This is a genomic window from Flavobacterium sp. Sr18 (assembly GCF_011064265.1).
Lineage (GTDB): Bacteria > Bacteroidota > Bacteroidia > Flavobacteriales > Flavobacteriaceae > Flavobacterium > Flavobacterium petrolei.
In genome coordinates this window covers 2,421,965-2,444,993 of sequence record NZ_CP049329.1, presented here as the reverse complement: position 1 = coordinate 2,444,993, position 23,029 = coordinate 2,421,965, and the positions used below count along the sequence as shown (strand labels likewise).

Here is a 23,029-nt window from a genome sequence, read left to right as displayed (position 1 = left end):
CATGAGTTACTATAAAATTAATAATTTAGAAGAGTACTTTAAACATTACAAAAAATCAGTTCGTGAGCCCAAAAAATTCTGGGATAAAGTAGCGTCTGAAAATTTTACTTGGTACCAAGAATGGGATAAAGTTGTAGACTTTAATATGGCTGAAGCCGATATAAAATGGTTTACCAATGCGAAAGTAAACATTGTAAAAAACTGTATCGACAGGCATCTTGCTAAAAAAGGAGATAAAACAGCTATCATTTTTGAACCAAATGATCCAAATGAAGAAGCTTTGCATATTTCCTATAATGAATTGTACGAACGTGTTTGCAAAATGGCGAATGTCTTAAAGGAACAAGGCATACAAAAAGGAGATCGTGTTTGTATTTACTTGCCAATGATTCCTGAATTAGCGATTACCACTTTGGCCTGCGCCAGAATTGGAGCCATTCACTCGGTTGTTTTTGCAGGATTTTCCGCTTCGGCAGTTGCAGCAAGAATCAATGACAGCGAATGTAAAATGGTAATCACCTCTGATGGTGGATATCGCGGGAATAAAACCATCGATTTGAAAAGTATCGTTGATGAAGCCTTATTGAATTGCCCTTGTGTAGAGAACGTTTTGGTTGCTAAAAGAATCAACTCCACTGTCAATATGAAAGAAGGTCGTGACCAATGGTTGCAGCCTCTTTTAGACCAAGCGTCGGATAATAATGTGGCTGAAATCATGGATGCCGAAGATCCTTTGTTTATTCTTTATACTTCCGGTTCAACAGGAAAACCAAAAGGAATGGTACACACTACAGCGGGTTATATGGTGTATTCAGCCTATACATTTAAGAACGTTTTTAATTATGAAGACAATGATATTTTCTGGTGTACCGCTGATATTGGCTGGATTACCGGACATTCTTATATTCTTTACGGACCGTTATTGAACGGAGCTACTACGGTAATTTTCGAAGGCGTTCCGTCTTATCCAGATTTCAGTCGCTTTTGGCAAACCATCGAAAAGCATAAAGTTACTCAGTTTTACACGGCACCAACGGCCATTAGAGCCTTGGCAAAAGAAAGCATCGAATACGTGCAAAGATATCAATTGACTTCTTTGAAAGTAATTGGATCCGTGGGAGAACCTATTAATGAGGAAGCTTGGCACTGGTACAATAACCACGTAGGGGATAAAAAATGTCCTGTGGTAGACACTTGGTGGCAAACCGAAACGGGAGGAATTATGATTTCGCCAATCGCGTTTGTAACGCCAACAAAACCCACCTACGCTTCGTTACCGTTACCAGGAATCCAACCCGTTTTGATGGATGAAAAACGCAACGAAATCGAAGGCAATCAGGTTACGGGAAGTTTATGTATTAAATTCCCTTGGCCAGGAATTGCCAGAACGATTTGGGGCGATCATCAAAGATACAAGGAAACCTATTTTTCTACCTTTCCAGGTAAATATTTCACTGGTGACGGCGCTTTGCGTGACGAAGTTGGGTATTACAGAATCACTGGCCGTGTAGACGATGTGGTAATTGTTTCTGGACACAATCTAGGAACTGCACCTATCGAAGATGCCATCAATGAGCATCCTGCAGTTGCCGAAAGTGCCATTGTTGGCTTCCCACATGACATCAAAGGAAATGCTTTGTATGGTTTTGTAATTCTAAAAGAAACCGGAGAATATCGAGATAGAGAAAACCTAAGTAAAGAGATTAACCAACACATATCGGATCATATTGGACCAATCGCCAAATTGGATAAAATCCAGTTTGTTTCCGGTTTACCAAAAACCCGTTCCGGAAAAATCATGCGTAGGATTCTGCGTAAGATTGCCGAAGGTGATTATTCTAATTTTGGCGACACCTCAACGTTGTTGAATCCTGAAATCGTAGATGAAATCAAAGACGGTAAAATATAGTTTTTTTTAGTTGTAGTAATTTGTTGAAAACTGTTCCATTTATGGAGCAGTTTTTTTTATACAAAAAAGGCTGTCCATGTAGGGACAGCCTTTCAAACACTTAAAACAAACAAACAAACCGTATTATTCCTTAATGAACTTCAATACCTGTATTCCATTATTCTCATCATACGCTTTTACTATATAGAAACCTTGATTCAAATCACTAATTATATATTGATGTCCTTCAGATTGATTTGCATCAAACGTTTTTACCAATTGTCCTGTTATAGAAAAAATCTGCACTTTAGAAGTCGCCGCATTTAAAGTAAAATAATCAGACGCAGGGTTTGGATACAACACAATCGTTGGTGATTTTTCGTAATCAGTTATTGCCAATGATGCTGTTTTATTACCGTAGATTCGGTAATCACCAGCCGGAATTGTTATTGGATCATTTACATTAACAACAGTGATTGTTGTATTATCCATCAAATTATACCACTCACCAGTATAAGGAAATCCAGTTGCTACATTTTGTGTGGTTACATTAAAATTAGCCAAGATCAAAACATCTTTAAGTTGGCTTGACGCCAAAGCACTATTGGAAATTCTGATATTTGGATACAACGAACTGGTATTCGACATGGTTGCAGTTCCTGAAAAAACAGGCTCTATAGTTTTCATCGTAATCATCTTAGACCAATCGTTATAAATTTTACTTCTATTGGCATCTCCAAGCCAATTATTAACCCATTGTGGTTGCTGTTTAGTATCTAATTTACAATCCCCAGATATTGCATCGGTCGACGTGTTTACCGTTCCATTATTACACGTAAAAATAGAATTTTCCCAACCTAATTCCCCAAAATGCCAAATCATCTTTGGTCCAGGAACCAATAAAGAAACCGCTCCAATTGCTGACATTCTAGACAAGGCTACATTTAATGTTTTTACATTATGAGCAGCATTGGTACTGTTCCCGAATTGTAAATTTTTATACATTAATCGTTCCTCATCATGACTTTCGGCATAACCCATCAATCTATTTGAGGTAAAGCCTCTGCTAGAACTATTCATACGAGAAATATTTCCAGAATATCCCATAGACAATTCATTGTATTGACTGGTCATTATTCCCCACATCATAATTCCCTTACTAATTCCATCAGACTCACCTGTAATTCTGTAATTCGCCCAAAGTTGCTCTTCATCATCATTCCCTAAGTGTTCAAAAATAGTATAATGTGTTGGGTCTAAACTCCAAGAATAATCAGCATATTTTCGCAATACCTCTACTCTATCTTGTTGTTTAACACCGGTACAAGCTTCTTGACCACCAGCAACATTGGCAGGACAATTTTGAGTAAAACCTTTGGTTAAATCCCAACGAAATCCGTCAATTTTATATTCTTCTACCCATTGTTTAATGACACGCTGCACATAATTTTGCGTTCTTGGCTGTTGGTGGTTAAAATCTTCTCCAACATTATAACTGTGCATAGCTGTAGTATTAAAATAAGGATTTTCAGTGGAAGGAGAACCCCAACCATCTCCATCAGGATCATTCATCCACATACGAAGCATTGGGTTTCTTCCAAAAGCATGATTTAATGCCACATCCAGAATTACAGCAATTCCGTTTTGATGGCACAAATCAACAAATTCTTTTAACTTTTCAGAAGTTCCATAAAATTTATCCAAAGCCATGTGAAAAGAGGTATTGTACCCCCAACTTTCGTTACCTTCATATTCCATCACAGGCATTAATTCAATCGCGTTTATTTTCAAATTTTTAAAATAATCGATTTTATTAATCAAGTCTTGATAGCTTCTATTGGCATCAAAATCACGAACCAACAATTCATAAACCACTAAATTTTCTTTTGCAGGTTTGACAAAATTTGTGGTGGCACTACTCCAAGCATAAGGAGTTTTTCCCGTTTGCAATACTGTTACTTCTCTGTCTTGACCTACTGGATAAACCGGTAGATTTGGATAACTGGAAGCAGGAATAAAAGGATCGTCATTAGGAGACAATACTAACGTCGAATACGGGTCAGCAGTTTTCACCAAAGAAGGAGTTCCAGCTATAGGTGTTGCATCAACTACCCAATATTGGTAGGTATAATTTGTTCCTGAAACTAATCCGGTTAATTCTAACCAAAATTTTCCTGAAACAGGGTCCTTTTTCATGGCAAAAGAACTAGTTGGTTGCCAATTGTTGAAACTTCCCGCTACGTAAATAAAATCTTTGAATGGAGCATCCAAAACCAAAGTTGCTTTTGTAACGTCGGTAGAATTATAATTGATTCCGTCCAATAAACCAGCAGGCATCGCCTCACTAACCACATTTGGATTCACTATCGCACTGAACTTTTTAGTGATTACAGTTGCCCCTTGAGTAACCTGCAATTCATAATTTTGATTTCCTATAATATTCGTATGATTATAAGAATAACTGGAAGCTGTTGCATTTGTATTTAATGTAATACCGTTTGCTTTCAATACATAACTGGCATTTCCACCCGTATTAGAAGCTGAAATATTCAAACTTCCACCTGAAGCAATAATTGTCGAACTATTTTCAGCCGGTGTCGATAATGTCACTTGGTACGCACCTACTTCAACAAAATTATCTTGCGATTTTTTGTCCCCAGTCCCATCCTTAGCTTTCACTAAGAAACCTATTTTACCTATTCCGTTTCTGTTATAGAAAACATTTGGTGTAAATGTCTTGGTATAGGTATCTGTAGCCGAATTATAGGTAAAACGATTCGCCTCGTTAGATGCGTTCCATATCCCATTCGTAGGGCAATCAATACTGTTCGCGTCATTTATATCAAAAGACCATGTCCAAATATATAATGCGTTTCCGGTAACTCCCCAGACACCTTCATTTACTGAGGCGCCATTGATGCTAATGGTAATAGCAGTTGTCTCCTCAAAAGTAGCTGGACTAACAGAATAAACGACCGACTGTTGTTGCCCAATTGCGATAATTGAAAAGAAAAGCGATACTAAAAGTATAATTTTTTTCATAGTTTTTGGGTTTTATAAAAAAAGGGCTATTAAAAAAATAGCCCTTTTACGGTAATTATAAAATAATTATAGTTTTGTAATGGTGTATGTTTTTTCTGCAAAATCGATAACAATTTTATAAGTTCCCGTCACAGCAACTGGAATATTAGCTCCTCCAGCATCTAGCGTCAAATTATTTCCGTTATCCCCAAAATTATCTGCCCAACCATCATCCAATCTAAATTTAAACTCACCACCTGCGATTAAGAGCATGGTAACTGAATACTTTTTAGTTGCTAAGTCATAATCCAAATTAGTATCAGAGTCCCATCCTGTAGGAGTGGCACTTCCAATAATTCCCCAGTTAGGCCATGCCGGATATGGTGTCAACTTTATAGTATAAGAGTTTGATGGTTGTGATAAACTTCCTGTTGTACCCACAGTAGATAAAACACGTACATCTACTGAGTTTTTAAGAAAGGGAGCAAAACCAGCACTTAACGCAGCAGAATTTAACTCATTTACAGTAAAATTCTTAAATTTACTTGTACTTGTAGCTACAACTGTTGGATTTGCAAATTTTGTTCCTGCAGCAGCAAACTCAATGCTATACGTAACAATGGTTGAAGTTCCATTATATGTAGCATAATCCCAAACAAAAGTAGTGGCAAGATCATTTGGTTTGTTTTTATCAAGTACTAAATCAAAACTTGTAGATGGTGTTTTTAGAGTTGGAGCAGCGTTTGTACTTACGGCTTCTCTATCCATAACTTCATCTGTACAAGATATTGCTGTGATACTGATAAAAGCAATTAGAAATCTAATTATATTTTTCATTTTTATATCTTTTAAATTATATTTTTTTAATTGTGTACGTCAATCCTGTAAAATCAACAGTTATATAATAGGTACCTGCATCCGTAATAGCAATATTGGAACCGCCATTATCTAATGATAAGTTATTTCCGTCATCCCCATAATTAGTACCCCAATCATGATTTAATCTAAATTTGAATGATCCCAATTTCATTTTCATGGTAATAGAATACTTTTTGGTTGTGGGATTGTAATCTAAAAGTGTGTCAGAATCCCAACCCGTTGTTGTGGCATCTCCAATTATACCCCAAGCATCTATGATTGGAGTTATGGTATATGTTTTAGTCGTAAAATTAGCTACAATGGTGTAATTACCTGCGGTAACAGGAATGTTAGCTGCTCCAGATTCTAAGGAAAGATTATTCCCATCATCTCCATAATTGGTTGTCCAGGCATTATCTAATCTAAATTTAAATTCACCAGTTGTTAAAGCTAATGAAATTGAATAAGTCCCACTTATTGGATTGAAAGCCATATCTGTACTTTTGTCCCAACCAAGTGGAGTTGCACCACCAATGATACCCCAGTTTGGAAGATAAGGAGTTACTTTTAAGGTATAGAAATTTGAAGTTTCTGCAGAAATACTGCTTTTAATACGAATCTCCATTTGACCTTCAATAAGAGCTGGTAATCCTAAGCTTTTCGCTGTTGCGTCTAAATTACCAACAGTCACGTCTAAAAACTGATTGGTCGTTGTACCTACTACTACCGGAGTTGCAAAGTTAGTTCCTGTTTTAGCCGCTTGAACTGTATAAGTTATGGTAGCACCTGTAACATTTGCAGGATCATTCCATACCAAGGTGGTCGCCAAATCGTTTAATTTTGCTCCATCAAGAACAAGATTAAAATCAGAAGTCGGAGTAAGCAATTTTAAACTTGAATCCGCTGTAAGAGCTTGTACGTCTTCAACATCATTTGCACAAGACAAGGATATCAGACTGATAAAAGCTATTAAACATTTAATTGAATTTTTCATGTTTATCTAAATAAAATTATTTATTAATATCCTGTATTTTGTGTTAAATTTGGATTAGCTGAAATAGCAGCTGTTGGTATTGGAAATACATTCTTTTCAGTACCAATTGAAGTACCGTTTGCAATATTTCCTTTCCAAGCCCAATTGTAGTTTCCGCCTCCGTATTTATTAAATCGGATTAAGTCTTGTCTTCTATGACCTTCCCAGTGTAATTCTCTAGATCTCTCGTCTATAACAAAATCAAGATTAACTTCTCCTTTAGATACATTTGCAGCCGTCGAACCATTATTAGCTCTTTCTCTTAAATCATTAATATATTTTAATGATTGTGCGGTTGTGTTTGTAGCTGTACTACCATTTGTAGCACCGTCTTTTCTCATTTGAGCTTCTGCATACATTAAATAAGCATCTGCTAACCTGAACAAAGGGAAATCCGTATCCACAAATGTTGAATTTACACCCGCAACTCCAGCAACAGTTTTATTTGAATATTTATGTAAAATATAACCTTGAGCTCCATTAGTTAAACTTGCGATTTCAAGCGTTCTTGCACCTGATGTAGTATATGTTTTTCTTGCATCAGTTAGGAATTTAGAACCATCAAACTTTTCCACAAATTGTTTTCTAAGTCTCAAGGCTCCACCCCAGCCTCCAACACCAAATTCTGCTCCATTTCCTTCAAGAGAGCCTACTTGTCCGTTGATCATAACGGTCGTTGCACCATAATTTTGAGTTTTAACCCCATCCGATTGTAATGTAAAAATCATTTCAGATGAAGTCTGATTATCTGCTTTAAAGTTGTTTAAATATTTTGTATTTAAAGTATACCCACCGCTAATAACCTCGCTACATTTAGCCATACATTCTGCATATTTTGGCGCTCCAATATATACTTCAGCATTCAAATACATCTTAGCTAAAATCATTTGAGCCATTGCTTTGTCTAATCTACCATATTCATTGGCTCTTGCAGCTTTTAAATTAGGAATTACGGCATTCAATTCTGTCTCAATAAAAGAGAACAACTGTTTTCTGTCATATTGAGGCCCCTTAAAATTCAAAGGATCAGTTTCTGTAACAAACGGTGCTTTACCAAACAAATCCATCATATTATAGTAAGCAAAAGCTCTTAATACTCTTACTTCATTTCTGTAAAAGTTGATTTCGGCAACGTCAGCAGTAGCGGTAATACCTCTTGCACTTAAAAGCTCTGGAGTAGATTGTCTTAAAAAATCATTAGCAAGTGCTACTTCCGCCATAGTTCTACTAAACATACCCAATAATATAGGATTGGCAGATGTCCAAGTATTTCTTTGTAATTCAGCTGTACCCTCATCGTTCTCATACGTCCACACTACTTCATCAGTAGTTAAGTTTTGCAAGTACCACATACATCTTCCAAACTGGCTTGTTCCTGCATCAATTCCCTGCAAAAACGATGAGCCTGCATCACCGGTACCTGTTAGACTAAGATTACCATAAACTCCAGCCAAGGCTTGTTTGTATCCCAAGGGCGTAGAAAACAATTGTTCTGGTGAATTAACTTTAGTATCTTCTGCTACTACATCTAAATCACTTGTGCACGATTGTAATGCAACAAAAGCAAATAGTATGTATATAATATTTATTTTTTTCATCATCTAATTATTAAAATTTAACATTTACTCCACCTAAAATTGAGCGTTGTCTTGGGTAAATGGTATTATCAACACCATTATTAGCAATTTCCGGATCTAATCCAGAATAATCTGAAATAACAAAAACATTTTGCATACCTGCAAACAAACGTAATGAGGCTTTACCTTCTAACCATTTTGGAAAAGTATACCCTAGTGTAATATTATCCATTCTTAAAAATGAAGCGTTTTCAACAAAAATATCAGACAAAACTACATTCGATGTTGTATTAAAATTTGTGTCTAAAACTGATGTTGGAATATTCCCAACCGTAGCTCCAGTTGTTAATAAATCATATTGAGCTCTACTTGCGTTAACGGCATTAAAAACTCTGTTACCAACACTTGCTCTTAAGTTGAAAGAAAAATCAAGGTTTTTATAATTCATAGTTGATGCAAATCCAAAAGTTGCTTTAGGATCAGGATTTTTATAAATATATTTATCATTAGAGTTGATAATTCCATCCCCGTCTAAATCTGCATAAGCACCTTCAATTGGTTTTCCGGCTGTATCATATAATTGTTTGTACAATAAGAAAGAATTTGGCGCATACCCAACACGGTGTACTTGACCTTGTGTTCCTGTCCCTGCCAGATTATCTCCAGTTCTAATAAAATCAGAATTTAATTCTGTGATTTTTCTTTCGAAAGCAGTTACATTAAAGTTTAGGTTCCAATTAAAATCTTCATTTTTCACAACATCGGAACTTAAAGCAAATTCAACCCCTTTAGTTGTAAAGCTTCCAATATTCTGCCAAGATCTATTTGAGAAGTTACTACCGTCTGCTGTTGCAACATCCGCTAACAAATCTTTTGAATCTTTGTAAAATACTTCCACACTACCCGAAACTCTGTTGTCATAAAGTCCGAAATCTAAACCTGCATTATAGGTTGTAGTTTCTTCCCATTTTAAATTTGAACTTTGTCTTGCAGAAACTGCAATTGGCAAGGCTACCGTTCCAAAATAATATTGAGAACTACCGCTTCCTAGATTATATTGTTGCAAATAATCATTGTTATTTCCAATTTCTTGTTGTCCAGTAATACCCCAACCCAATCTTAATTTTAAGTCAGAAATTGTTTTACTATCAGCAAAAAAGTCTTCTTTCATTTTCCAGGCAAATGCAGCAGCTGGGAAATTTGCCCATCTGTTATCTTTGTCAAATCGAGAAGAACCATCTCTTCTATAAGACAAAGTCATTAAATATTTATCATTGAAATTTAAATTGGTTCTTCCAAAAAAGCCAATATTAACTCTATCATAATCTACATTCGTTTTTGGAAACCCTGTCACACCTGTTGGTAAATTTGGATCATTAATATTTCCTGATTGATAGTTATCAGAATCCCATTTTTGGTACGAATAACCAGCCGTTGCATCAAAAACCAATTTATCAAATGTCTTGTTATATACCAAATAAGCATCTAACAACTTATTTTTTCTCATACTTTTTGAAAACTCATTGGTCCCGTAAGGAATGTCGTTGTTTGAACCTGAAGAAGCTACATTATTTGAAGCCAATTTAGTTCTTTCACCATCTGCTTGATCAAAACCTGCATTAATAACTGTTCGTAAAGCTGGAAAGAAATGAAATTTATAATCTACTTCAAAGTTTCCAAAAAAGCGATTGTTTTTTCCAGTATCAAACGTTTGCATTAATTGCGCCACAGGATTTCTTGGCGTTTGAGAAGTTAATCTTCCATTACTACGGTCATAATATTCAAAAAATCCACCGTAGATCGAAGTCTGATCATAGATAGGTTGTGTTGGATCAAAACGTAGCGCACTTCCTTCAACACCTTCTGCAAATCTGTTATTCTCATTAGAGTAATTCGCATTCAGTTTTATTTTTAAATGATCTTTCAAAAAAGATGGATTTAAAGCTAAACCAACAGTATTTCTATTAAAAGTATTTGTCAATCGCAAACCTTCCTGATACGTATTCCCCACTGTAAGACGAGATGGGATAGTATTAAACAGATTGCCTCTAATAGATATGTTGTTGTCAACATAATCCGTTTTTCTGTAGATTGCATTTTGCCAATCAGTATTTGCTGTACCTAACTTTGACACATCACCTGATCGTTTTTCTGCAATTAAAGTTCTAAAAGCAGCTGCATCAAATACACCAACTGTTTTGTCTATTTTACCACTTCCATACTGGAAATTATAATCTACAGAAAGTTGTTTCCCTCCCTTTTTGGTAGTAATAATAATTACACCGTTAGAAGCGCGAGATCCATAAATAGCAGTTGCCGAAGCATCTTTTAAAACCGTCATAGACTCAATAGTACTCGGATTTAATGAGGCTAAAATAGAAGTAGAACCATAATTTTTGTCTGAATTATTTTCAATTGGCAAACCATCGATTACTATTAATGGGTCATTACTTGCAAATAATGAAGATCCACCACGAATTCTAATTTGGGAACCAGAACCTGGAGCACCACTTGTATTTACGGTAACTCCCGCAACTCTTCCGTTAAGCAAGTTTTCGGCCGTTACATTTGCACCTTTATTGAAATCTTTAGTTGTTAATACTGTTACTGCACCTGTAGCATCTTTCTTTTTAACGGTACCATAACCTACTTGTACAACTACCTCCTTTAATTGATTTTCATCTTCAGCTAAAGAAACTGTCAAAGATTTTTGAGAATCATAATCCACGACAGAAACTTTGTAACCAATGAAAGAAAATATGATTTTGTCACCTTTCTTTACATTTGACAATTGAAACTTTCCGTCAAAATCTGTTGAAACACCATTAGAGGCACCTTGAACATTAACATTTACTCCTGGAACTGGCTGTCCTGACACTTTATCAATAACAGATCCATTTACAGTATTCTGAGCTAGAATACTGAAAGGCAGTAATAGTAATAAAAATAACAACTTTTTATAAATTGTTTTCATACTTTTTGTTTAAATTAATTTGAAATTTGGTTGTGTTTTTTAACTTTATTTTTACTTCGAATGTTAAATTTATGTAAATTTTGTCACGCTCGACAAGACCCCTTTTTTATTAAGTTACGAAAACGTAATAGTGTTGAAAACTTTCTCATTTATTTAATTTTTTACCACTTTTATTACCATTTGTAAAATTAAATTTTACCTTTATTAAGAAATAATTTTTACCAGAGCTTCAACATGAAAAGGAAAATAACGCTTAAACAAATTGCAAAAGAATTAGATGTATCCATTTCCACTGTTTCAAAGTCACTAAGAAACAGCCTTGAAATAGGCGAAGAAACCAGACTTAAAGTGCAGGCATTTGCTAAATTTTACCACTATAAGCCAAACAATATTGCACTTAGTTTAAAAAATAGAAAAACCAAAACAATTGGAATTATTATTCCCGAAATAGTCCACCACTTCTTTTCAACGGTCATTAACGGAATCGAACAGGTTGCAAATGAAAATGGATATAGTGTTATCATCTGCCTGTCAGACGATTCATTTGACAAAGAAGTCCTTAACATGGAAATGCTCGCTAACGGAAGTATCGATGGTTTTATCATGTCGCTCTCCAAAGAAACCCAATTCAGGGGCGATTTTCATCATATTACAGAAGTCATCAATCAAGGAATGCCTGTTGTCATGTTTGACCGAGTTACAAATGAAATCCTTTGCGACAAAGTCATTATTGACGATAAATCCGCCGCTTATGAAGCCGTCCAAAGCCTGATTGATAAGGGAAGAAAAAAAATTGCCCTCGTCACCACCGTTGATTATGTAAGCGTTGGAAAACTTCGTACCGACGGTTATATAAAAGCACTATTAGACAATGATATCCCTTTTAATGAAAACCTGATTATCAAGATAGAAGATGTAGATACCTGTGAAATCACTATTGGAAAACTATTAGAAGACAAAGCCATTGATGCCGTATTTGCCGTAAATGAACTATTCGCAGTTACCATAATCAAAACCGCCAATAAAATAGGGCTCAATGTACCTAAAGACCTAGCCGTTATTGCCTTTACGGATGGCATTATTTCTAAATATTCTACACCTACTATTACAACCGTCAGCCAGAGCGGAATAAAAATGGGGAATAAAGCCGCAAAAATGCTAATCGAAAGACTCGAATCCAAAGAAGATGAAGAAGATGAAAATTACAAAACCGAGGTTATCGAAACCCATTTGATAGAAAGAGAATCCACCAATTAAATTATTATTTGTTAAATTATTCATTACTACAACCTTGTAGTAGAAAAAGTTCTCCAAAATTTCATTCCGTAAAACAAAAGTTTGAAATATATTTTTATATTTACCCCTCAAAACTTTAACTTTTACTTCGAAAAATAAGATAAGTTTTGATAAGCATAGCGCTTATCGTATTAATATTTAAATTACGATAATGGAAAAGCGTAGATTAAGTTTCTGGGAAATTTGGAACATGAGTTTCGGTTTTTTGGGAATACAGATGGGTTTTGCCCTTCAAAATGCTAATGCCAGCAGAATTCTCCAAATTTTTGGCGCAGATGTGCATGAACTATCTTGGTTTTGGATTATTGCACCTCTAATGGGTCTTATTGTTCAGCCCATCATAGGACATTACAGTGACAAAACATGGGGGAAATTCGGAAGACGAAAACCTTTCTTTTTAGTAGGTGCTTTATTAGCTTCAATTGGACTAATATTAATGCCTCAAGCCGAAATTTTCATCGCTTTTCTACCTGCCTTATGGGTTGGTGCCGGAATGCTGATGATTATGGATGCGTCTTTTAATATCGCCATGGAACCTTTCAGAGCTTTAGTAGGAGATAATTTGAGAACGGACCAAAGAACACTTGGGTTTAGTGTACAAACCGCATTAATTGGTTTTGGTGCTGTTATTGGTTCTTGGCTTCCTTATGTTTTAACGAATTGGTTTGGCGTTTCAAATAGAGATGAGAATGGCGGCGTTCCTATGCACTTGATTCTATCCTTTGTGATTGGAGCTGCAATACTAGTCGTATCTATTTTGGTTTCCATTATTTCTGCCAAAGAATATTCTCCTGAAGAGTTAGCTCAATTTGAAGACGAAATGGTGCATCAAGAAACTAAAGTGGCTGATGCCAGTTCTAAAGAATCTAGTTTACTGGACATTTTTGATGATTTCAGAAAAATGCCTACCACGATGCGACAATTAAGCTGGGTGCAATTTTTCTCTTGGTTTGGTCTGTTTGGAATGTGGGTTTTTACCACTCCTGCCATAGCCCATCATATTTATGGTTTACCTATTTCGGACAGCAAAAGTGAAGCGTATCAAAACGCTGGTGACTGGGTTGGAGTACTGTTTGGTATTTACAATTTAGTTTCTGCTTTCTATGCTTTTGCGCTACCATATATCGCAAAAAAATTCGGAAGAAAATTAACCCACTCCATCTCTCTAATTATCGGTGGACTAGGATTAATTTCGATCTATTTTGTACCCAATGAAAATTGGTTGATTCTTTCCATGATTGGAGTTGGTATTGCTTGGGCAAGTATTTTATCTATGCCATATGCCATATTAGCTGGATCAATTTCCCCAATGAAAATGGGAGTTTACATGGGTATTTTCAACTTCTTTATCGTTATTCCCCAAATCGTAAATGCCTTAATTGGAGGACCCTTAGTTAAGTATATATATAATGACAACGCCATATTTGCATTAGTTACCAGTGGAGTCAGCTTCTTGATTGCTGCCATTTTAGTGGTAAAAGTGAAAGATGTTGATGACGTAATAAAACAATAATAATGAATACAAAAGCATTTATATTCGACCTCGACGGAGTAATTGTTGACACCGCGAAATACCATTATTTAGCGTGGCAAAAAATCGCTGCTGAATTAAATATCGAATTTACACACGAACATAATGAATTATTAAAAGGAGTCAGCCGCGTGCGCTCTTTGGATATCATATTAGAATTAGGAAAAGTAACCGCATCACAAGAAGACAAAGACCGATGGTTAGTTCAAAAAAATGAGGACTATTTGTCCTATTTAGTTGACATGGATGCAAGCGAGATTCTTCCGGGAGTTTTTGAAATTTTAAAATTTCTGAAAGAAAACAACCAACCCATCGCTTTGGGTTCAGCCAGTAAAAACGCAAGACCTATTTTAGAAAAAACAGGATTACTGTCTTATTTTGATGCTGTTGTAGACGGAAATGATGTGACGAATGCCAAACCAGATCCGGAAGTTTTCTTAATGGCTGCAAAATTATTGAACATAAAACCAGAAGATTCAATCGTTTTTGAGGATTCAGTGGCGGGAGTTCAAGCAGCAAATATTGGAAGAATGACAAGCATAGGAATAGGAGAAGCAAGTACTTTGCATGAAGCGAAATATATCTTTAAAGACTTTTCTGAGATAGAAACATCATTCATTGCAAATTTGATAAAATAAAACGAAATGTATTTTTAAAGTTTTGAGACAACTTGAAACCTTAAACTTTAAACAAAAAATAAAATGAATCAAGATTATATAAAACCGGATAATTGGTCCATCATTGAAGAAGGATTTGATGCAGAAAGCGTAAAATCATCCGAAAGTTTGTTCAGTATTGGCAACGGTGCCATGGGACAACGTGCTAATTTTGAAGAAAATTATACTGGAGAAACATTCCAGGGAAGTTATATTGCCGGAATTTATTATCCTGATAAAACCAAAGTGGGCTGGTGGAAAAACGGATATCCGGAATATTTTGCCAAAGTTTTGAATGCACCTAACTGGATTGGAATCGACATTGAAATCAACGGAGAAAAGTTAGATTTGAATACCTGTTCCGAGGTCAAAAACTTTCGCCGTGAACTCAATATGAAAGAAGGTTGGTACCATCGATCTTTTGAAGCAACGTTAAAAAACGGTACTGAAATTTCCGTAAATGTACGTCGTTTCCTTTCGTTGAAGTTGGATGAAATTGGTCTAATCAATTATGAAATCACACCTTTGAACAAAGATTCAAAAATAGTTTACAAACCCTATATTGATGCTGGTGTATCGAATGAAGATGCCAACTGGGAAGAAAAATTCTGGGAACCACTTGATGTAAAAAAGTCAGGAAATGAAGCTTTTGTAACTGCGCAAACGTTCAAAACACATTTCAAAGCAACCACTTTTATGCAAAATAGCATTTTGTCTAATGGTGAAAAAACAGGAATTTCTCCTTCTAATATTGATGCAACAACTGATAGAATTCAGTTTAGCTATGATGTAATTGTGGCTCAAGGCCAAAAATCATCGATACAAAAAATTGGTGGTTACACAGTTTCCTTAAATCATGAAAACACCATTACTGCTGCTGAGAAAGTAATTCAATCCGCATTAGGAATAGGATATAATCAAATGTTACAGGACCAAATTGCTGCTTGGGCAAAAATTTGGGAAATGTCAGACATTACCATTGATGGCGATGTAAAAGCACAACAAGGAATTCGCTTCAATATTTTTCAGTTGAACCAAACGTATTTAGGAAAAGATTCTCGATTGAATATTGGACCTAAAGGTTTCACGGGAGAGAAATACGGCGGATCTACGTATTGGGACACCGAAGCCTATTGCATTCCGTTTTACATGGCGACCAAAGATCAGGAAGTGGCTCGAAACTTATTGACGTACCGCTACAATCAATTGGACAAAGCTATTGAAAACGCCGCTAAATTAGGATTTTCTAATGGCGCAGCTTTATATCCAATGGTTACCATGAATGGTGAAGAATGTCATAACGAGTGGGAAATTACTTTTGAAGAAATTCATAGAAATGGAGCTATCGCATTTGCCATTTACAACTTTTACAGATACACTGGAGATTACAGCTACATTCCTGAAAAAGGATTGGAAGTATTAATAGGAATTGCACGTTTTTGGCATCAAAGAGCGAATTTTTCGACTAATTTAAACCAATACGTAATACTTGGAGTTACTGGTCCAAACGAATATGAAAATAACGTAAACAATAATTTCTATACCAATTATATTGCAAAATGGTGTCTCGAATATACGTACGAGCAAATTCAAAAAGTGTCTCTGGAATATCCTATTGACCACAAAAGAATTACTGAAAAAGTAAAAATCTCGGATTCCGAATTACAATCTTGGAAAAAAGTTTCGGACAATATGTACTTCCCTTTTTCAGAAGAACATAATGTTTACTTGCAACAAGACGGTTTCTTGGATAAAGAATTGGTTCGCGTAGCTGATCTAAATAAGAGCCAAAGACCAATCAATCAAAAATGGTCTTGGGATAGAATTTTGCGTTCGCCTTACATCAAACAAGCCGATGTTTTACAATGTTTTTATTTCTTCGAAGATCATTTTTCGAAAGAAGAATTGAAAAACAACTTCGAATTTTACGAATCCTTTACGGTTCATGAAAGTTCACTTTCACCTTGCGTACACTCCATTCAGGCGGCTTTATTGGACAAAATGGATATGGCATACACCTTCTATTTAAGAACGTCACGTCTGGATCTTGATGATTACAACAAAGAAGTAGAAGAAGGGTGTCATATTACCTCAATGGCCGGAACATGGATGAGTATCGTAGAAGGTTTTGGTGGAATGAGAATTAAAGATGATACACTTCATTTTTCTCCAAAAATCCCAAAAGAATGGGAAGGATATTCGTTTAAAATTAATTTTAGAAACCAAATTTTGAAAGTAGCAATCAATCATAAAGAAACTACTTTTTCGATTGTTGGCGATACCGATTTGGCACTCAAAGTAAACGGAAAATCCGTAATTGTGACACCGGAAAAGTTAGTTACCGTATAAGACAATTGCTGGAACTTGTAGTTAATTCTATCACTTGATTCGTGCCTTGACAGGCAAAAAAACAATCCCAATTCACATTGGGATTGTTTATATAAGTCTAATTCACATTCGAATTATACCTTACATAATTCCCTGAAACAGCACTCTTTTTTTTATAATCCTCATTAAAATTTAATGTAACAATCTATTTCACCATGAATAAAATTATTTCTTTACCTTTCCCAAATAGGAGCTTTCTAAAAAAAATAACCTTATTCCTTTTTTTTATGTCTGTAACGTTACATGCTCAAATCGACAAAGTAGAACCGCCTTTTTGGTATGCAGGAATGCAAAATCCGGAATTGCAGATACTTTTTTACGGTAAAGACATTTCTCAAAACCAAGTCACCGTTTCTAATGGGATAAAAATAACCAACGTAAAAAGAACCGAGAATCCAAACTACATTTTTGTTACAATAGACACTAAAAAAGTTGCGGCCTCTGATTTCGTTTTTACCTTTAAAAGCAAAAACAAAGAAACGTTCACACAAAAATATTCTTTAAATAAAAGAAGAGAAAATTCTGCGCAACGCAAAAGCTTTGACTCTTCGGATATGATGTATTTGTTGATGCCGGACCGCTTTGCTAATGGAAACAGGGATAACGACAGCGAGAACGCAACACAAGAAAAATATAACAGAGAATTACCAGGAGGAAGACACGGTGGCGATATTGAAGGAATTATAAGAAACTTGGATTACATTTCCTCCTTAGGCGCAACAACCATTTGGAGTACGCCACTCTGTGAGGATAACGATGCTAAGCATTCCTATCACACTTATGGTCAATCTGACGTTTATAAAATTGATCCTCGTTTTGGAACCAATGCTGATTATGTTCGCTTGGCTGCCGAAATGCACAAACGAGATATGAAACTAGTGATGGATTATGTGACGAATCACTGGGGAATTGAACATTGGATGATGAAAGATTTACCAACCAAAGAGTGGATTAATCAATTTGACACCTACACCCAAACCAATCATAAAAGAACGGTTATTCACGACACTAACGCATCTGAAATTGATAAAAAAATTACGATAGATGGTTGGTTCGTTCCTTCGATGCCAGATTTAAACTTGAAAAATCCTTTGACTTTAAAATACCTGATTCAAAATGCGATTTGGTGGATTGAATACGCTGATTTAGATGGTTTCAGAGTCGACACTTATAACTATTCAGATCCAAAAGGCATCGCAAAGTGGACAAAATCCATCACCGATGAATACCCAAATTTTAATATTGTAGGGGAAGTTTGGATGCAAAGCCAAGCACAAATGGCCTATTGGCAAAAAGACAGTAAAATTGCTGAAATTCAAAATTACAACTCGTATTTGCCAAGCGTAATGGATTTCACTTTGTATGAAGCAACAACCAAAGCTTTCAACGAAGATGAAGGAACTTGGGACAAAGGAATGGTGAAAATGTATGACAATTTTACCAATGATTTTCTGTATCCAAATATTAATAATATATTGATTTTTGTCGAAAATCACGACACCAATCGCATCAATCAAACTTACGGAAATGACATCCGAAAATACAAAATGGCAATGACTTTGATGGCTACCGTTCGCGGAATTCCGCAATTGTATTATGGAAGTGAAATAGGAATGGCCGGCGATAAAGACAAAGGTGATGCTGATATTCGTCAAGATTTTCCAGGCGGTTGGGAAGGTGATGAGAATAATGCTTTTGTCAAAGAAGGAAGAACTCCTGGACAAACTGAATATTTTGACTTTACTTCCAAATTATTCAATTGGAGAAAAACAAAAGCGGCGGTACATTTTGGAAAAATGACACACTACATTCCAGAGAACAATGTTTACGTTTATTTTAGATACAACAAAGATGAAACGGTGATGGTTTTAATGAACAACAGCAACGAAACAAAAACGGTAAAAACCAATCGTTTCAAAGAAAACATCAAAAACTTTAAAACCGGAAAAGATGTAATTTCTGAATTTACATTTGACGTTACAAACGAAATTATAATAGAACCTAAGTCGGTTTTGATTTTAGAATTGAAGTAATTAAAATTCTATCAGAAAAAGCATAAAACAAAAGCGCTTGACAGAAAATGTATCGCTATTATTTCAACTTATATGACTTATATGTTTCAAAAAAAACAATCATTTAACACTGAAAAAATGAAAAAATATTCAATCCCACTTTTACTGTTAACCATGACAATTTTAAGTAGTTGCTCCAGTACTAAAACGGTTGCTGAGAGTAACAAAATACCTTTCGTTTGGGAAGGAGCCAATGTTTATTTCCTGATGACAGACCGTTTTAACAATGGTGATACTTCAAATGATGTGAATTTCAACAGAACCAAAACAACGGGAAAACTTCGTGGTTTTGAAGGTGGCGATATCAAAGGGATTTCTCAAAAAATTGACGAAGGTTATTTTGATAAACTAGGAATAAATGCCATTTGGTTTACTCCAGTAGTGGAACAAATTCACGATGGCGTTGACGAAGGAACCGGTTTGAGTTATGGCTTTCATGGCTATTGGGCTAGAGACTGGACGAACTTAGATCCTAACTTTGGAACAAAAGAAGATTTGACTGCATTAGTTCAAAAAGCACACGCTCATGGAATCCGAATCATTCTTGATGGCGTAATCAATCATACCGGTCCCGTAACTCCAGAAGATACCGTTTGGCCAAATGATTGGGTGCGAACAGGACCCAATTGCGATTACAAATCTTTTGAAAACACAACCGCCTGTACGCTGGTTTCTAATCTTCCGGATGTAAAAACAGAAAGCAATCAAGCTGTAGCGTTGCCTCCTTTTTTAATCGAAAAATGGAAAAAAGAAGGGCGTTACGAACAAGAAATGAACGAACTGGATGCATTTTTTGCTCGTACAGGTTATCCAAGAGCACCAAAATATTACATCATCAAATGGTTGACGGATTATATTGCGGATTACGGAGTTGACGGTTACAGAGGCGACACCGTAAAACATACGGATGAAACGGTTTGGGCTGATTTTAAAACCCAATGTGATTATGCTTTTGCAACTTGGAAAAAAAATAATCCAAGAAAAGTTTTAGACAATAATCCTTTTTACACCATTGCCGAAGTTTACAATTATGGTATCAGCGGCGGACAAGATTTTGATTTTGGAGACAAAAAAATAAACTATTTTAAAAATGGTTTCAACAACATGATCAATTTCGAATTCAAATGGGATGCACAAAAAGACTATGAATTTATATTCTCCAAATATTCAGACAAGCTGAACAATGACTTGAAAGGATATAGTGTTTTGAATTATTTGTCTTCACACGATGACGGCGGACCATTTGATGCAAATCGTACCAAAACTATAGAAAGCGGAACAAAATTATTACTGAGTCCTGGACTTTCTCAAGTATATTATGGTGATGAAAGCGCTCGTTCTTTAGTTATACAGGGCACTCAAGGCGACGCAACCTTGCGTTCGTTTATGAATTGGGAAGCCATTAAATCAAATCCTGAAACCCAAAAAACACTGTTACATTGGCAGAAATTAGGTCAATTCAGAAAAAATCATCCATCAGTTGGAGCAGGAATTCACAAACAAATTTCGGCTCAATCGTATACTTTTTCCAGAACTTTCTCTAAAGGAGATTTTACGGATAAAGTAGTTATTGGATTGGATTTAGCAATTGGTACTAAAGAACTTTCAGTAGATTCAATTTTCGCAAACGGCACATCATTAAAAGATGCGTATTCCGGAAAAGAAGTACTTGTTGTGAATGGAAAAGTGACAATCGATTCTGAATTTGATATCGTTTTATTGGAATTGAAAAAATAATTCGAAAATAATTTCATCCAAACGCCTTTAGAAATGAAGGCGTTTTTTTTATGTTTATCTTTACCAAAAAATAAAAGACCATGCTCAAAATTGGACATCGTGGCGCAAAAGGATATGAACCCGAGAATACCTTTGTTTCGTTCCAAAAAGCATTAGACATGCAAGTGGACGGCATTGAACTCGACGTGCATTTAAGTGCTGATGGCGAAATAATCGTTATTCACGACGAAACTATTGACCGAACAACCAATGGAAAAGGTTTTGTAAATGCATTATCTTTGCGCGAATTGAATGCTTTTCGAATAAATGGGAAATACGAAATTCCAACTCTGAAGGAGGTTTTTGATTTGGTAAACCAAGATTGTTTTATCAATATTGAGCTCAAAAGTTATGAGGCAAGCGATAAAGTAGTTTCCCTTATTGAAAAATACGTCACTAAAAAAGGATGGAAATACGACCGATTTTTAATTTCCAGTTTTGATTGGAATGCGCTGCAACAAGTGGCATTTTTAAATGATAAAATTCCTATTGGCGTTTTAACGGAAACCGATTTAGACTTGGCTTTGGCTTTCGCCAAATTCATTCAGGCAAAATCCATTCACCCGCATTTTCATTTATTGACAAAAGAAAATACGGCGCAAATGCAACAAAAAGGATTGCAGGTTTTCCCTTGGACTATAAATGAATTAGAAGACATTCAAAAAATAAAAACATTCAACGTAAACGGAATCATCACTGATTTCCCAAATAGAATATGAACCAAAATTTCGATATAATAATAGTAGGCGGCGGCGCAGCAGGTTTTTTTACAGCGATTAATATTGTGGAGAAAAATCCAAAACTGAAAGTTGCAATTTTGGAACGCGGAGCTGAAGTATTGCAAAAAGTTCGGATTTCCGGTGGCGGAAGATGCAACGTGACGCACGCTTGTTTTGAACCTAACGAATTAGTGAAATTTTATCCGCGTGGCGAAAAAGAATTACGCGGTCCTTTTCATCAGTTTTCCTCCGGCGATACAATTGAATGGTTCGAGAAACATGGCGTGGAACTCAAAATTGAAGCTGACGGACGCATGTTTCCCGTTTCGAATTCGTCTCAAACGATTATTGATTGTTTCCTAAAAGCAACACAAAAACTGGGAATTGCAGTACTTACAGGACAAAGTGTGCAATCTATTTTCAATCCCGAAGTGTCGGGAGAAAATTTTTGGAAAATTGAAACCCAAACTGAAAACTATCTTACTGAAAAATTGATTCTGGCCACAGGCAGCAATCCTAAAGTATGGGAAATGTTACAGAATTTTGGTCACGCAGTTGTCAGTCCGGTTCCTTCCCTATTCACTTTCAACATCAAAGATTCCAGAATAAAAGAATTACCCGGAGTTGCGGCACAAGTAACCGTAAAAGTAAAAGACACCAAACTTACTTCAACGGGACCGTTGTTAATCACCCATTGGGGAATGAGCGGACCCGCAATATTGAAACTCTCGGCTTGGGGCGCCCGAATCTTGCATGACAAAAATTATCAGTTTACGATTTACGTGAATTGGTTGAATGATGCTGACAAAGAAGATGTCGAGAAAAAACTAAAAGAATTAAAACAGGAACACGCCAAAAAATCGGTTTCAAAGAAATCACCATTCGAATTAACCAATAGATTATGGGAAAGCTTGGTTCTCGCTTCCGGAATTGAAGCGGAAACAAAATGGGCCGATTTGTCTAAAATTCAATTGCAAAATCTAGCGAATCAACTGACGAACGGAACTTTCCAGGTCAACGGAAAAAGCACATTTAAAGAAGAATTTGTAACTGCTGGCGGAATCGATTTAAAAGAAATCAACTTCAAAACCATGGAAAGCAAATTACATGAAAACCTTTATTTTGCTGGTGAAATCGTAAATATTGATGCTATTACCGGTGGATTCAATTTTCAAAATGCGTGGACGAGCGGATTTATTGTGGCGAGTGCTATATAAAACCAAAGTCATTACATATCAGC

Annotated in this window: 14 protein-coding genes; 9 read left to right on the top strand and 5 right to left on the bottom strand. The window is 35.8% G+C overall.

The features are described 5' to 3' along the window. Nucleotide 1 precedes the first annotated feature (1 nt). Nucleotides 2-1,909, top strand: a complete 1,908-nt coding sequence (gene acs / locus G7A72_RS10790; RefSeq protein WP_165152471.1) for an acetate--CoA ligase — start codon at nt 2-4, stop codon at nt 1,907-1,909. A gap of 123 nt (nt 1,910-2,032) precedes the next feature. Here acs and G7A72_RS10785 read toward each other — a convergent pair whose 3' ends face one another. The 5 genes from G7A72_RS10785 to G7A72_RS10765 form a co-directional block, all read right to left on the bottom strand. Beyond that, on the bottom strand, nt 2,033-4,930 hold the full coding sequence (locus G7A72_RS10785; protein ID WP_165152470.1) for an alpha-amylase family glycosyl hydrolase: 2,898 nt from the start codon (nt 4,928-4,930) through the stop codon (nt 2,033-2,035). A gap of 66 nt (nt 4,931-4,996) precedes the next feature. Then, nucleotides 4,997-5,746, bottom strand: coding sequence for a SusE domain-containing protein (locus G7A72_RS10780; protein WP_113664432.1), 750 nt, complete (start codon nt 5,744-5,746; stop codon nt 4,997-4,999). 16 nt (nt 5,747-5,762) lie between these two features. Next, nucleotides 5,763-6,761: a SusE domain-containing protein gene (locus tag G7A72_RS10775; protein ID WP_113664433.1), complete on the bottom strand. Its 999-nt coding sequence runs from the start codon at nt 6,759-6,761 to the stop codon at nt 5,763-5,765. Nucleotides 6,762-6,784: 23 nt separating this feature from the next. Beyond that, nucleotides 6,785-8,398, bottom strand: a complete 1,614-nt coding sequence (locus G7A72_RS10770) for a RagB/SusD family nutrient uptake outer membrane protein (protein ID WP_113665424.1) — start codon at nt 8,396-8,398, stop codon at nt 6,785-6,787. 10 nt (nt 8,399-8,408) lie between these two features. After that, the gene (locus G7A72_RS10765; protein ID WP_165152469.1) at nt 8,409-11,351 is read right to left on the bottom strand and encodes a SusC/RagA family TonB-linked outer membrane protein; all 2,943 of its coding nucleotides are present in this window, start codon (nt 11,349-11,351) and stop codon (nt 8,409-8,411) included. A 234-nt stretch (nt 11,352-11,585) separates the two neighbouring features. Between G7A72_RS10765 and G7A72_RS10760 the strand changes: the two genes are divergently transcribed. The 8 genes from G7A72_RS10760 (at nt 11,586) to G7A72_RS10725 (ending at nt 23,006) form a co-directional block, all read left to right on the top strand. Next, on the top strand, nt 11,586-12,608 hold the full coding sequence (locus tag G7A72_RS10760; RefSeq protein ID WP_113664435.1) for a LacI family DNA-binding transcriptional regulator: 1,023 nt from the start codon (nt 11,586-11,588) through the stop codon (nt 12,606-12,608). A 190-nt stretch (nt 12,609-12,798) separates the two neighbouring features. After that, nucleotides 12,799-14,160: an MFS transporter gene (locus G7A72_RS10755; protein WP_165152468.1), complete on the top strand. Its 1,362-nt coding sequence runs from the start codon at nt 12,799-12,801 to the stop codon at nt 14,158-14,160. A gap of 2 nt (nt 14,161-14,162) precedes the next feature. After that, on the top strand, nt 14,163-14,816 hold the full coding sequence (gene pgmB / locus G7A72_RS10750) for a beta-phosphoglucomutase (RefSeq protein WP_165152467.1): 654 nt from the start codon (nt 14,163-14,165) through the stop codon (nt 14,814-14,816). A 63-nt stretch (nt 14,817-14,879) separates the two neighbouring features. Then, a complete protein-coding gene (locus G7A72_RS10745) occupies nt 14,880-17,183 on the top strand; it encodes a glycoside hydrolase family 65 protein (protein ID WP_165152466.1) in 2,304 nt (767 codons plus the stop codon). A 194-nt stretch (nt 17,184-17,377) separates the two neighbouring features. Beyond that, nucleotides 17,378-19,255: a glycoside hydrolase family 13 protein gene (locus tag G7A72_RS10740; protein WP_165152465.1), complete on the top strand. Its 1,878-nt coding sequence runs from the start codon at nt 17,378-17,380 to the stop codon at nt 19,253-19,255. Nucleotides 19,256-19,372: 117 nt separating this feature from the next. Further along, nucleotides 19,373-21,031, top strand: a complete 1,659-nt coding sequence (locus G7A72_RS10735; protein WP_165152464.1) for an alpha-amylase family glycosyl hydrolase — start codon at nt 19,373-19,375, stop codon at nt 21,029-21,031. Nucleotides 21,032-21,111: 80 nt separating this feature from the next. Then, entirely contained in the window at nt 21,112-21,789 is a 678-nt protein-coding gene (locus G7A72_RS10730) for a glycerophosphodiester phosphodiesterase family protein (protein ID WP_165152463.1), read from the top strand. Beyond that, nucleotides 21,786-23,006, top strand: a complete 1,221-nt coding sequence (locus tag G7A72_RS10725) for an NAD(P)/FAD-dependent oxidoreductase (RefSeq protein WP_165152462.1) — start codon at nt 21,786-21,788, stop codon at nt 23,004-23,006. The genes G7A72_RS10730 and G7A72_RS10725 overlap by 4 nt, the downstream gene beginning before the upstream one ends. Nucleotides 23,007-23,029: the final 23 nt, after the last annotated feature.